This is a genomic window from Amycolatopsis jiangsuensis (genome assembly GCF_014204865.1).
Classification (GTDB): Bacteria; Actinomycetota; Actinomycetes; order Mycobacteriales; family Pseudonocardiaceae; genus Amycolatopsis; species Amycolatopsis jiangsuensis.
This window is the reverse complement of the sequence record NZ_JACHMG010000001.1, coordinates 1,621,717-1,634,572: the sequence shown is the minus strand read 5'-3', so window position 1 is coordinate 1,634,572 and position 12,856 is coordinate 1,621,717. Positions and strand designations below refer to the sequence as shown.

The 12,856-nt window shown below is 71.5% G+C and carries 8 protein-coding genes; 6 read left to right on the top strand and 2 right to left on the bottom strand.

Annotation, left to right across the window (positions count from 1 at the left end; translation table 11 throughout):
• Positions 1-12: 12 nt before the first annotated feature.
• Positions 13-2,046 carry an oxidoreductase gene (locus BJY18_RS06835; RefSeq protein ID WP_184778664.1) on the top strand — a complete coding sequence of 678 codons (2,034 nt, stop codon included), beginning with the start codon at positions 13-15 and terminating at the stop codon, positions 2,044-2,046.
• A gap of 33 nt (positions 2,047-2,079) precedes the next feature.
• Here the strand turns inward: BJY18_RS06835 and BJY18_RS06830 are convergent, their stop codons facing one another.
• Positions 2,080-3,111, bottom strand: coding sequence for a LacI family DNA-binding transcriptional regulator (locus tag BJY18_RS06830; RefSeq protein WP_184778662.1), 1,032 nt, complete (start codon positions 3,109-3,111; stop codon positions 2,080-2,082).
• A gap of 171 nt (positions 3,112-3,282) precedes the next feature.
• On the opposite strand from BJY18_RS06830, the gene BJY18_RS06825 reads away from it, so the two are divergent.
• Positions 3,283-4,686: a GH1 family beta-glucosidase gene (locus BJY18_RS06825; protein WP_184778661.1), complete on the top strand. Its 1,404-nt coding sequence runs from the start codon at positions 3,283-3,285 to the stop codon at positions 4,684-4,686.
• A gap of 31 nt (positions 4,687-4,717) precedes the next feature.
• Here BJY18_RS06825 and BJY18_RS06820 read toward each other — a convergent pair whose 3' ends face one another.
• Complete coding sequence (locus BJY18_RS06820) at positions 4,718-6,220, bottom strand: aldehyde dehydrogenase family protein (protein ID WP_184778659.1); 1,503 nt, start codon at positions 6,218-6,220, stop codon at positions 4,718-4,720.
• Positions 6,221-6,471: 251 nt separating this feature from the next.
• Between BJY18_RS06820 and BJY18_RS06815 the strand changes: the two genes are divergently transcribed.
• The 4 genes from BJY18_RS06815 to BJY18_RS06800 are packed head-to-tail and all read left to right on the top strand — an operon-like array spanning position 6,472 to position 12,614.
• A complete protein-coding gene (locus BJY18_RS06815) occupies positions 6,472-7,782 on the top strand; it encodes an MFS transporter (RefSeq protein ID WP_184778657.1) in 1,311 nt (436 codons plus the stop codon).
• Positions 7,783-7,790: 8 nt separating this feature from the next.
• Entirely contained in the window at positions 7,791-8,771 is a 981-nt protein-coding gene (locus BJY18_RS06810; RefSeq protein ID WP_184778655.1) for an LLM class flavin-dependent oxidoreductase, read from the top strand.
• A complete protein-coding gene (locus tag BJY18_RS06805) occupies positions 8,764-9,216 on the top strand; it encodes a (2Fe-2S)-binding protein (RefSeq protein WP_312873762.1) in 453 nt (150 codons plus the stop codon). Before BJY18_RS06810 ends, BJY18_RS06805 begins: the two co-directional genes overlap by 8 nt.
• Complete coding sequence (locus tag BJY18_RS06800) at positions 9,213-12,614, top strand: molybdopterin cofactor-binding domain-containing protein (RefSeq protein WP_184778651.1); 3,402 nt, start codon at positions 9,213-9,215, stop codon at positions 12,612-12,614. Before BJY18_RS06805 ends, BJY18_RS06800 begins: the two co-directional genes overlap by 4 nt.
• Positions 12,615-12,856 lie beyond the last annotated feature (242 nt).

Sequence of the window (12,856 nt, the reverse complement as noted above, 5' to 3'; positions counted from 1 at the left end):
TGGAGGTGCGATGTGACCGCCCCGGACCCGTTGCTGAGCCCGTTCACCCTCAAGGGACTGACGTTGCGCAACCGCATCGTCAGCACCTCGCACGAGCCCGCCTACAGCGAGGACGGCCTGCCCACCGACCGGTACCGCGCCTACCACGTGGAAAAGGCCCGCGGCGGGGCCGGTCTGACCATGATCGGCGGCAGTGCCCTGGTCAGCAGGGACAGCGCACCCGCGTTCGGGAATCTCCAGCTGTGGAAGGACGAAGCGGAACCGCTGCTGCGCCGGCTGGCCGACGAGGTCCACGACCAGGGTGCCGCGGTGATGACCCAGCTGACCCATCTGGGCCACCGCACGAGCAACTACGCGGGTGAGTGGCTGCCCGCCGTCTCGGTCGGCACCGTCCGCGAGCCCGCGCACCGTGCCTTCACCAAGGCCGCCGAGCAGTGGGACCTCGACCGGGTGCTGCAGGATTTCGTGGCCGTCGCCCAGCGATGCCGGTCCGCGGGCCTGGACGGCATCGAGCTGATGGCCTACGGGCACCTGCTCGACGCGTTCTGGTCGCCGTTCTGGAACGACCGGGACGACGAGTACGGCGGCTCCTACGAGAACCGGATGCGCTATCCGCTGCGCGTGATCCGGGCGGTCCGGGAGGCGGTGGGGCCGGACTTCGTCGTCGGCGTGCGCATGAGCTTCGACGAGCAACGCGACGGCGGTCTCGAACCCGGCGAGGCGCTGCGCGTCGCCGAGGACATCACCGCCGCGGGAATCGACTTCCTCAGCCTGATCCGGGGGTCGATCAGCACCGAAGCCGGCCTGGCCAGGGTGATCCCGCCGATGCACACCCCGGCCGCTCCGCACCTGGAATTCGCCGGGCAGATCAAACGGAAGGTCGCGGTGCCGGTCATGCACGCGGCCCGGATCGCGGACGTGGAGACCGCGCGGTACGCGATCGCCGAGGGACTGCTCGACCTCGTCGGCATGACTCGCGCGCTGATGGCCGATCCCGAGTTGCCGGCCAAGGTCGGTGCGGGGCAGGCGAACCGGATCCGCCCCTGCGTCGGCGCGGGCATGTGCATCGACGGCATCTACCAGTCCGGTGCCGCGTACTGCATCCACAATCCGTCGACCGGACGTGAACTCGAGCTACCGCACCGCATCGACCGCGCGGAAACGCGCAAGCGCGTCGCGGTGGTCGGCGCCGGGCCCGCCGGGCTGGAGGCCGCCCGCGTGCTCGCCGAACGGGGTCACGAAGTCCAGCTGTACGAGGCAGGCGACAAGGTCGGCGGGCAGCTGCTGCTGGCCTCGCTGGCTCCCCGGCGGCGAGATCTCCGCGGGATCATCGACTGGCGGCAGGACGAACTGGCACGGCTGGGAGTTCCGGTGTCGCTCAACACCTACGTCGAGGCGGCAACGCTGCGCGAGGAGGACTGGGACGTCGTCATCGTCGCGACCGGTGGCACCCCGGCCGCACCCCGCGTACCGGGCGCGAACCTGGTGCTCGACACCTGGGACGTGCTGACCGGCGTCCGCCACCCACGAGGGCGCGTCCTGGTGTACGACGACCATGGCGGCAATCAGGCACTCGACGCGGCGGAGGCGCTGGTACGAGGGGGAGCGCAGGTCGAGATCGTCACACCCGAGCGCACGGTTTCCCCGGACGTCGGCGGCATCACCGCGTCCACCTACTTCGAAGCACTGGCCGAAGCGGGCGTGCCGGTGACCGTGCTCCGGCGTCTGCACGGCGTCCGCAGGACCGAGGCCGGCCTGGAGGTGGAGTTCCGCATGGACGGTTCGAAGGTCTGCGAACACCGGACCTACGACGGCGTCGTCGCCGAAATGGGCACCGAGCCGGTCGCGGAGGTCTACGAGGGCTTGGCGGAACGGTCGGCGAACGGGGGAGCGGTGGACGTCGCCGACCTGCTTGCGTTGCGCAGCCAGAAGATCGTGCGCAACGCGGACCGGAACTGGCAGCTCTTCCGCATCGGCGACGCGGTGGCGAGCAGGAACGTCCACGCGGCGATGCTGGACGCGGCACGCCTCTGCCGCGCTCTGTGATCTCCGGGAATCCGGCGCTGCGCCGAGCAGCGATCAGGTGCTGGACGCACGCACCGTCAGCGACACCGGCAGGATCCGCCGCTGTGGCGTGGGGGCCTGGCCGTCCACGAGCCCGGTCAGGATGGCGACCATCGCGCGTACTTGCTCGCGCGGGTCCTGGTGTACCGACGTCAGCGGAGGCGTCATTGCGGGGGCGAGGGTCACGTTGTCGTCGAAGCCGACGAGTGCGACGTCCTCGGGCACACGGCGCCCGGCGCCTTCCAGGGTGCGCAGGGCGCCGAGGGCCATCATGTCGCTGGCGACGAACACCGCGTCCACGTCCGGGGCCCGCTCGAGCAGCGCGGACATCGCGTTGGCGCCGCCGGCGAGGGTGAAGTCGCCTTCCTCGGCCAGGCCGGCCGGGTCGAGCCCGGCGTCGAGCAGGGTCTTGCGCCAGCCGGCGAGACGGTCGATCGGCGCGTTCTGGTCCTGCGGCCCGGACACGGTGGCGATCCGCCGCCGCCCGGCGGCGAGCAGGTGCTCCACGGCCAGCCGGGCGCCGCTCTCGTTGTCGAAGTCGACCACGTGCGCGCCGCGTTTCAGCCCGGCGGGCTGCCCGCCGAACACCACCGGGATCTTCAGCAGCCGTAACGCTTTCGGCAGCGGATCGGCGCGGTGCGGCGCGAACACGAGGGCGCCGTCGACGTGCCCGCCTTCCAGAAACCGCACGGTACGGCGGAGATCCTCGGTGGTGTCGCTGAAGATCAGCACCATCTGGCGGCCGATGTCGGCCAGTTCGCGGTAGCCCGCGCGCATGACGGCGGTGCGGTACGGATCGTCGAGCAGCCGCGCTTCGGGCTCGGACAGGACCACCGCGATCGCGTCCGTGCGCCGCGTGACCAGCGACCGCGCCGCCTGGTTCGGCGAGTAGCCGAGGTCGCGCGCCGCGGCGAGGACCTTCTCCCTCGAGGCGGCGCTGACGTACTCGTCCTCGTTCAGCGCCCGCGACGCGGTCGACCGCGATACGCCGGCGAACGCGGCGACGTCCTCCAGCGTCGGCCGCGCGCCGTCCTCCGCCCGAGCCATCACGGCATCCCTCACTTCCGGTCACGGCGAGCATAGCTCGTCCGGGAGCGCTCCTGGATAGTCCGGGTCACTTGACAGTGCTCAGTACGGCGCTCACACTGCCACAGGCTGGGAGCGCTCCCAGTGAGGAATCGTGGCGGGGATCCGGCGAGGTGCCGTGAAAGGGTGGTCATGACCGCACATCCCGAGCAGGTCCGGGACCAGGCCGTGCTGAGGTTTCCGGAGGGTTTCGTCTGGGGCGCGGCCACCGCGGCGTTCCAGATCGAGGGGGCTGTCTCGGCCGACGGGCGCACCGAGTCCGTCTGGGACGCTTTCGCCCGGCGCCCGGGCGCGATCGCCGGCGGGCACACCGGCGAGCCCGCGGCCGACCACTACCGCCGCTACCGGGAAGATATCGGCCTGATGCGCGACCTCGGTCTGCGGGCGTACCGGTTTTCCCTGTCCTGGCCGCGTATCCGGCCGGACGGCGGGGCGCCGGAGCCCCGCGGGCTGGCGTTCTACGACCGGCTGGTCGACGGGCTCCTGGACGCGGGGATCGAGCCGTGGGCGACGCTGTACCACTGGGATCTGCCGCAGGCGCTGGAGGAAGCCGGCGGCTGGACCGCGCGGGACACCGCCTTCCGGTTCGCCGACTACGCCGAGACCGTGCTGACGCGGCTGGCCGACCGCGTCGCGAGCTGGTCCACGCTCAACGAGCCGTGGTGCGCGGCGATGCTGGGCTACGCCGGGGGGATCCACGCACCCGGTCGCCGTGACCCGGCCGCGGCCGTCGCCGCGACCCACCACCTGCTGCTCGGGCACGGCCTGGCGCTGGAGGTGATCCGGCAGCACGCGCCCGACGTGCCCGCGGGCATCACGCTCAACCTGTACCCGGTGCGGCCCGCCGATCCGGCGGCCCCGGCCGACGCCGAGGCGTGCCGCCGGATCGACGGGCTGCAGAACCGGCTGTTCCTCGATCCGGTCCTCGCCGGTGGTTATCCGGCCGACCTGCTCGGCGACCTGGCGCCGTTCGGTCTCGCGTCGCTCGTCCGTCCCGGTGACGCGGCGGCCATCGCGGCGCCCGCGGACTGGCTGGGCGTGAACTACTACCGTGGCTACCGGGTGTCCGGGACGCCGGTGCACGGCAGCACCCCGGCCGGGCCGGAATGGCTCGGCGCCCCGGACGTGCACTTCGTTCCGGACCGTTCGGCCGCCCGCACGGACTCCGGCTGGGAGGTCCAGCCCGCCGGCCTCACCACGACACTGCTGGACGTGCACCAGGGTTACCGCGCGATCCCGCTTTACGTCACGGAAAACGGTGCCGCGTACCCGGACGAGCTGGTCGGCGGCGCCGTCGCCGACCACGACCGCACCGCGTTCCTCGACTCGCACCTGCGCGCGGCGCACGAGGCCATCGGTTCGGGAGTGGATCTGCGCGGGTACTTCTACTGGTCACTGCTGGACAACTTCGAATGGGCCGAGGGCTACGCGAAACGCTTCGGCCTGGTCCACGTCGACTACGCGAGCCAGCGGCGCACGCCCAAGCAGAGCGCCCGCTGGTACGCCGAGGTGATCGAGCGAAACGGACTCGGGTGAGCGCGGCGTGCGTCGACGCGGGACGGCACACCTAACCCCAGAGCGGGAGGCGCGGCGCACCGAGGTCGATGTTGACCACCTTGGGCGCGCTGAACTCCAGCATCGTTTCCCGGCACAGTTCGCGGCCGAATCCGCTGTCCTTGATGCCGCCCATCGGGACTCCCGCGGGGAGGTCGAACCACTTGTTGACCCAGACGATCCCGGCGTCGAGGTCGCGTGCGATGCGGTGGGCGCGGGTGAGGTCGTTCGTCCAGACGCCGGAGGCGAGGCCGTAGCGGGTGCTGTTGGCGCGTTCGACGGCGTCGGCGTAGTCGGTGAACCGCTCGGCGACGGTGGCCGGGCCGAAGACCTCCTCGCTCGCGACCTCGGCCGTGACCCTGTCCCCGTACAGGATCGCCGGGCGCAGGTAGAAGCCTCCGCTCCGGCTCGCGGGAAGATCGAGCGGCTCGTCGCCGGCACACAGGCGCAGCCCTTGCCGGCGCGCCGAGTCGAGGTGGGCGCGCACCCGGTCGTGCTGCTGCCGGGAGACCAGCGGGCCGACCTGCGTTTCGGGATCGAGTGCGTCGCCCACCCTGATCGAGCGCGCGGTGCCGGCGAAGCGTTCCAGGAGCTCGTCGGCGATCGCGTCGTGGAGCAGGATCCGGGACGAGGCGATGCAGGCTTCGCCGTTGGCCAGGTAGATGCCGAGCGCGGCATCGGCGACCGCGCGCTCCAGATCGGCGTCCTCGGCGACGATCAGCGCGCTTTTCCCGCCCAGTTCCATGATGGTCGGGGTGAGTGCCTCCGCGGCCGCGGCCATGATCCTGCGGGCGGTCGGGCCACCGCCGGTGAGCGTCACCTTGGCGACGTCCGGATGCGCCACCAGCGCGGCCCCGACCCGGCCGTCGCCCGTGACGACGTTGAACACGCCTGGGGGAAGCAGGTCGGCCACGAGCGCGGCGAACTCCAGGACGCTCGCGGTGGCGAACTCGCTGGGTTTCACCACCACCGTGTTCCCGGCCGCGAGCGCGGGCGCCACCTTGTTGGCCAGGGTGATGATCGGTGAGTTCCACGGCAGCACGGCGGCGATGACGCCGAGCGGCTCCCGGGTCGTGTACACGAGTGTGTGCGGATCCTCGACCGGGAGCTGGTCGCCGTGGTGGTCGCGAGCCAGCCCGCTGAAGTAGCGGAAGATCGCCGCGCTGCTGGGCACGTCGGCGACGGTGGCCTCGCGGATCGGCCTGCCGTTCTCGGTCGCGAGAAGCTGTGCCCAGCGGCCGGGGTCGGCTTCGATCCGGTCGGCGATCTTCGCGAGCACCTGCTGCCGCGTGGCCGGGCTGCTCCGCCGCCAGTCCCGGAACGCTCGCCCGGCCGCGCGCACGGCGTGTGCGACGTGCGCGGGAGCGGCCAGCGGCAGCCGCGTCCACGGAAGCCCGGTGCTCGGATTGACTGCGTCGTACTCCGTCTCGCCGGCCACCCATTCTCCGTCGACGTACATCCGGTAACGCCCGGGCGGGACGAAGGCGGGAGGCTCCTGAGCTGCCGGCTGGGTCATGGTTTCTCCGCTCCGATCGGATGTCCACCGGCGCCGGCCGCGCACACCGGTGACGTCCACGCCCGTTCGCCCGAGGTGGCCGGCGGCCGATCCTGGCACGCCCGCCCGTCCGCGGATTTCGCGTGGTCCGCTGACCGAACCCGCGATTGGCCGCTGTCCGCGCCTGCGTCGATAGTCGGCGCACGCGACGAGCGGCGGGCGCGTCGTGCCCACCCGGGCGCGCGTTCCCGCTCGAGCCGGAGGAGGCAGTCATGACGGCTCCCGCACCACCACACAGCCAGCCCGCCCGCGCGACTTTCGCCGGATGGCTCGGCACCGCGATCGAGTACTACGACTTCGCGATCTACGGATCCGCGGCCTCGGTGCTGTTCACCAGGATCTTCTTCCCGGCGGCCGATCCGGTCGTCGGCACGCTCGTCTCGCTGTCGAGCTTCGGGGTCGGCTACGTCGCCCGCCCGCTCGGCGGCCTGCTGTTCGGTCACCTCGGCGACCGGGTCGGCCGCAAGTCGATCCTGGTCATCACGCTGACGATGATGGGCCTGTCCACTGTGCTCATCGGCCTGCTGCCGGGCTATTCGGCGATCGGCATCGCCGCACCGATCCTGTTGGTGATCCTGCGCATCGTGCAAGGGATCTCCCTCGGTGGCGAGTACAGCGGCGCGGCGCTGATGACCGTCGAGCACGCCGGGCGCGGCCGGCGTGGCTTCTTCAGCGGCCTGATGAACACCGGTACCGCGGCGGGCATGATCCTTGCGAACGTGATCTTCCTGCTGATCACCCGGCTGCCCGAGGACCAGCTGCTGTCCTGGGGCTGGCGGATCCCGTTCCTGTTCAGCGCGCTGCTGGTCGGGGTGGGTCTGCTGATCCGGCTGACCCTGCGGGAGAGTCCGGAGTTCGCGGAGGTCAAGGACGAGGGCGAGGTGCGCAAGCTCCCGCTGCTGGAGGTGCTGCAGGCGTGCGGTGGCCGGGTGCTGCTGGTGACACTGGGGACGGTCGGTGCCGGGATCGTGTTCACGATGGCGACCGTCTTCTCGCTGACCTACGGGAAGTCGGAACTCGGCCTGAGCACGTCCGGAATGCTCGGCGTGCTGCTGCCCGCCGCACTGGTGATCATGGTGGTCATCCCGGTCTACGGGCGGCTGTCGGACCGGATCGGGGAGCGGCCGCTGTTCCTCGCCGGTGCCGCCTCGATGATCGGGTTGCCGTTCGTGTGGTTCGCGTTGCTCAACACCGGCAACTACGGGCTGATGGTGCTCGGCTTCGCGCTGCTGTTCGCCGGGTACTCCGCCAATTACGCGGTGTTCCCGGTCTTCTTCTCCCAGGTGTTCCCGATCTCCCTGCGGTTCAGCGGGATGTCCATCGGCTTCACCGTCGGCACCATCGCCGGCAACGCGTTCGCGCCCACCATCGGCGCGGCGTTGCTGGACTCGACCGGGGGCTGGGTCCTGATCGCGGTCTACATGGCAGGCGCCGCCCTGATCAGTCTCGTCGCCGGGTGCTTCCTGCGGGAGGATGCTCCGGTGCGGGAGTCGATCGCCCGGCCGGAGGTCGCCGCCGGATGAAGAGCGGGATGAAGATCGGACTGCGGGTCCCGCCGTGCGCCGCGCTGCCCGAGCTCGCGGAGTTCGTCCGCGAGGTCGAGGCAGCGGGGTTCGACGAAGCGTGGCTCCCCGATTCCCAGCTGCTGTGGCGGGACGTGTTCGCGACGGCGGCGGTGGCCGGGATGGCGACTTCCCGGCTCACTCTGGGCACCGCCGTCACGAACGTCGTCACGCGCCATCCCGCCGTCGTCGCCTCCGCGGCTCGTACGGTGGCCGAGGCGGCACCCGGCCGGTTCGTCCTCGGTCTCGGGGTGGGCAACAGCTCCGTGGGACCGGTCGGGCTGGCGCCGTCCAGACAGGCCGAGCTACGGTCCGGGATCGCGGTGATCCGGGATCTGCTCGCCGGGCAGGACGTCGGTTTTCCCGGGGTGAAAGCGAAACTGCGCGATCCGATGACGGTGCCGTTGCACGTCGCCGCGAGCGGTCCGCGCAACCTCCGCCTCGCCGGTGAGGTCGCCGACGGCGCGATCCTGCTCTCCGGCGTCTCCCGGGAACCGCTCACCGCCGCGCTGTCCGCCGTCCGCTCCGGCGCGGACAGCGCGGGCCGCGCGCCGGTGCCCGTCACGGTGTCGGCATTCTGCCGGGTGACCGATGACGTCGAGCGGGATGCCCGCGAGCTGAAGCCGATCTGCCTCGGGATAGCGAGCAACGGCGGTACCGCGTCGCTGGCGCGGGCCGGAATCTCCGTGCGGGTGCCCGAGCGGCTGCCTCAGGCGTACCCGGATCTGGTGCACGCCGAATCGTGGCCGGCCGCGATCGAGGCGTGTGACCCCTACGTGAGCGACGAGGCCGTGCTCGCCTTCGCCCGGGAGTTCTGCCTGTTCGGCACGATCGCGGAGATCCGGGGCAGGCTGCGGGAAGTCGCCGGCTTCGGGGTCGCGTCGATCCTGTTGCAGCACATCGGTTCCTACGACCTGCCCCGTGCTCTGCTGGGGGTGGCTGGTGGGTGAGCACCGGCTGGTGGTCAACGGCGAACCTGTCTCCGTCGCGGTCACGGGACTGCGGTCGCTGGCGGAGGTGCTGCGGGCCGAACTCGGCCTGACGGCGACGAAAGTGGCCTGCGGCCGGGGCGAATGCGGGGCCTGCACAGTCCTGATCGGCGGTGAGCCGAGGATGGCCTGCTCGACGCCCGTGGTCTTGGTGCGCGACGAGGTGGAGACCAGTGAGGGGCTGGCGCGGGAAAGCGAAAGCCTGCGCCGGTCGTTCGCCGACCACGGTGCGTTCCAGTGCGGGTTCTGCACGCCCGGTCAGGTCGTGCACGCGACCGCCCTGCTGCGGCAAGGAATCCGCGACCGTGAGCGGGTGCGCCACGCGCTTTCGGGAAACATCTGCCGCTGCACGGGCTATCAGGCCATTGTGGACTGTGTCGTGGCGGCCGCGGAGGAGCGGACATGAGCGTCGGACGCCGCGTACGCCCGATCGACTGGGAACAGCGCAGTCTCGGCCTGCTCCGCTACACCGCGGACCTGCCGGGAGCGCACCTGTACGGGGCGATTCTGCGCTCACCCCACGCCCACGCCGAAATCCGCCGGCTGGACACCGCTGCGGCCGAGGCGATGGCGGGCGTGCACGCGGTGGTCACCGCCGCGGACTTCGCGCCCGGTATCCGGTACCTGCATCGTGGTGGGCCGCTGTCGGATCGGCCTCCCTTGGCCGACGGCGTGGTGCGGCACGTGGGGCAGGAAGTCGCCGCCGTGGCCGCGGAAACCCCGGACCAGGCGCTCGCGGCGATCCGCGCGATCGAGGTGCGTTACCGGCGGCGCCGCGCGCCGCTGACGGTGTCCGAGGCACGCAGCTCCGGCGCGCGTCAGCTGCACCGGAGAACCTCGGGCGAGCCGAATGTGTCGATGATGCTGCGGACGGATTGGGGAGACCCGGACGGTGGCCTCGCCGCCGCGAGCGTGACAGTGGAAGGACGGTTCGTCTACCCGAGCGTGTCGCACGCGTGCATGGAACCGAACACCACCCTGGCCGCCTGGGACGGGGAAACCGAGCGAATGCAGCTGTGGACCTCGACGCAGGCGCCGTGGTTCATCGCGAAGGAGGTGTCGCATCTGCTCGGTTTGGTGCACGAGCAGGTGGTGTGCCGGGAGGTGGCCGTCGGCGGCGGGTTCGGCAGCAAGTCGAAAGCCTCCGAGCACGAGGTGCTCGCGGCCGCGCTGGCCCGCAAGGCCGGGCGCCCGGTGCTGGTGGCGCTGGGACGAGAGGAGGAGTTCGGCGCGAACAAGCCCCGGCACCGCTTCGAAACCCGGCTCCGCAGCAGTGCGGACCCGGCGGGGCTGCTGCGCGCCCTCGAAGCGGATGTCGTGGTGGACAACGGTTCCTACAACCACATGGGCACGTCGGTGATGCGGGTCGGCGTGATCACCCTCGGTTCGATGTACCGGCCGGACGGCGTGCGCTTCACCGCGCGGCTGGTGGACACCGCGACCCAGCCCGGCGGGCAGTTCCGCGGTTACGGCACGCCGCAGGTCTCGCTGGCGATGGAGTCGCAGCTCGACGAGCTGGCCACACGCCTCGGTGCCGACCCGATCGAGCTGCGGCTGCGCAACCTCGGGGCCCCGGACACGACGACCCTGTGCGGTTACCGGGTCGGGTCGAACCGGTTGGGAGACTGTCTCATCGCGGTGCGCGACGGGCTCGACTGGGACCAGGCCCGTGCTTCGCGGCCCTCCGGTGACGTCGCGCGTGGCTGGGGTGTTGCGGCCGGTTCACACGGAAGCGGCGCGTACGCCTACGAGTTCGCGAACCGCAGTGACGCGGCGGTGGACCTGTACGCTGACGGGCACGTGCGCGTCCGGCACGGCAGTGGCGACGCGGGAACGGGCCAGAACACCATTCTCGCGCAGATCGCCGCCCACGAACTCGGCGTCGACCTGACCGACGTGCAGGTGCTGTCGATGGACAGTGAGCAGACGCCGTTCGAACTCGGGGCCTGGTCCTCGCGCGGCACGCACATGACCGGTTCGTCGGTCGGGCAGGCGGCGCGGGAACTCGCCGACCGGCTTCGCCTGCTGGCCGCCGGCAAATTCGGTACCGCCGCCGGTGAAATCACGTTGCACGCGGGCCGGGCGATCGCCGGTGAGGAGACGGGCGACCTGGCCGGCCTGGCCGACGATGCGGTGGACGGCGTGCTGAGCCACGAGACCAGCTACCTGCTGGAAGGCACCGAACCGCTCAACCCCGACCGCGACACAGCCAACCTCTCGCCGAGCTACGCCTTCGCCGCGCACGGTGCTGTGGTCGACGTCGATCGCCGTACCGGTGTGGTACGCGTCGCCGACTACCTGGCCGCGCACGACGTCGGCACCGCGATCAACCCGACCGCGGTCGAGGGCCAGATCATCGGCGGCGCCGCGATGGGCCTCGGTGCCGCGCTGGGCGAGGAGCTGATCCGCGAAGGCGGGCGGGTCGTCAACCCGACCTACCTGCACTACGCCATGCCGCGCAACGCGGATCTCCCGTCCGTTCGCGCGGTGATCGTCAAGGGGCACGACGAAGCCGGGCCCTACGGGGCGAAGAGCGTGGGCGAGATGTCGATCATCCCACCCGGCGCCGCTGTCGCGAACGCCGTGCACGACGCGCTCGGGATCCGGGTCCGCGAGCTTCCGATCACGCCGGACAAGGTGCTGACGGCACTGGCCGAACGCGAAGGGCGCAGGCGCCGGCACCGGGTGTGGCGGAGGCCGGACCGTTGGTGGATCGCCGCGGTCCGCTGGAGTTACCCACGCGGACTGCACTGGCTCCTGGACCGGTACGGCACCCGGCTCGGCGCGGCGTACCGCGCCCGGCGCCGTCCACCCGAGCCGCCGCCGGTCGTGCGCGTGGTGCAGACGGTGCCCGAGGTGACGCGGCTGCTCGCCGCGCCAGGGACGGCAGTGCTCGGCGGGGCAACAGATCTTCCGGTGGAGCGGCAGCGGCAGGCGCGGCCCGCACGGACGCTCGTGGCGGTCTCGGCGGTGACCGGCCTGCGCGGAATCGAGCGGACCCCGGAGGGGCTGCGTATCGGTGCGGCGACGACGTTGAGTGAGCTGGCCGCGCACCCGGACCTGCCAAGCGCGATCAGTGCCGCGGTGAACACGATCGCGTCGCCGCAAATCCGCAACGCCGCGACTGTGGGCGGAAACCTGACGCAGGAGAAGCGCTGCTGGTTCTTCCGCACCGGATTCGACTGCTACAAGCGCAACGGCGCGACGAGTCCCTGCTACGCGGTGCTCGGGGATCACCGGTTCCAGCACGCGGCGGTCGGCGGACACCGCTGCCAGGCCGTGACGCCGTCGGACCTGGCTACCGTGCTGCTCGCGCACGACGCCACCATCGAGGTGGCGGACACGGACGGTACGCGCACGCTCACTGTCGCGCAGTTCTACACCGGCCCCGGCGAGACTGCCCTGCGCACGGGTGAGCTGGTCACCGCGGTGACGATCCCAGCGCACCGCCGCAACGGATCGTTCGCGAAACTGGCGCTCTACACCGGGGATTTCGCGACGGCGTCCGCGGCGATCACCGCGGACCTCGGCGCGGACGGCCGGTGGAGCGCGGTGCGCCTGGTCCTGGGCGCGACAGCCCCCACGCCGTGGCGGCTCACCGAGGTCGAACAAGTCCTGGAGGGCACGGTCGTCACCACGCGTTCAGCCCGCGCGGCGGTCGACGCCGTGCTGGACCGGCACGCGCATCCGTTGCCACGCAACGCGTGGAAGCTCGACGCCGCTGCCGGGCTGGTCGAACAGGCCGTCGAGCAGCTGCTGACCAGCGCCGCGAGCGAACAGTGCACAAGTGGATACCGACGGTAGTACAACCGTGCGGTCCGCTGAGCGGACCGGGGAAGGTGTGCCGGCGCCCACACGTGGCCGATACTGGCCGGATCCACGGCGGGGTTGCCTGGAACACCGCCGCGGACGCAGGATCGATCTCGGCACAGGCGGTGTGAAGGGTGCGCTATCCCGGTGAGCTCCCGAGACGGCAGGAGGTGTCCGGCCCCGCTCGGTCCACAGTGGACTGAGCACGGGTCACGCGATGTTCACCTGGCTGCGGC

Bases quoted from the DNA above. Each gene is read 5' to 3' on its own strand.
- BJY18_RS06800 (WP_184778651.1), top strand. From the start codon at position 9,213: ATGAGCGTCGGACGCCGCGTACGCCCGATCGACTGGGAACAGCGCAGT.
- BJY18_RS06825 (WP_184778661.1), top strand. From the start codon at position 3,283: ATGACCGCACATCCCGAGCAGGTCCGGGACCAGGCCGTGCTGAGGTTT.
- BJY18_RS06815 (WP_184778657.1), top strand. From the start codon at position 6,472: ATGACGGCTCCCGCACCACCACACAGCCAGCCCGCCCGCGCGACTTTC.
- BJY18_RS06820 (WP_184778659.1), bottom strand. From the start codon at position 6,220: ATGACCCAGCCGGCAGCTCAGGAGCCTCCCGCCTTCGTCCCGCCCGGG.
- BJY18_RS06830 (WP_184778662.1), bottom strand. From the start codon at position 3,111: ATGGCTCGGGCGGAGGACGGCGCGCGGCCGACGCTGGAGGACGTCGCC.
- BJY18_RS06810 (WP_184778655.1), top strand. From the start codon at position 7,791: ATGAAGATCGGACTGCGGGTCCCGCCGTGCGCCGCGCTGCCCGAGCTC.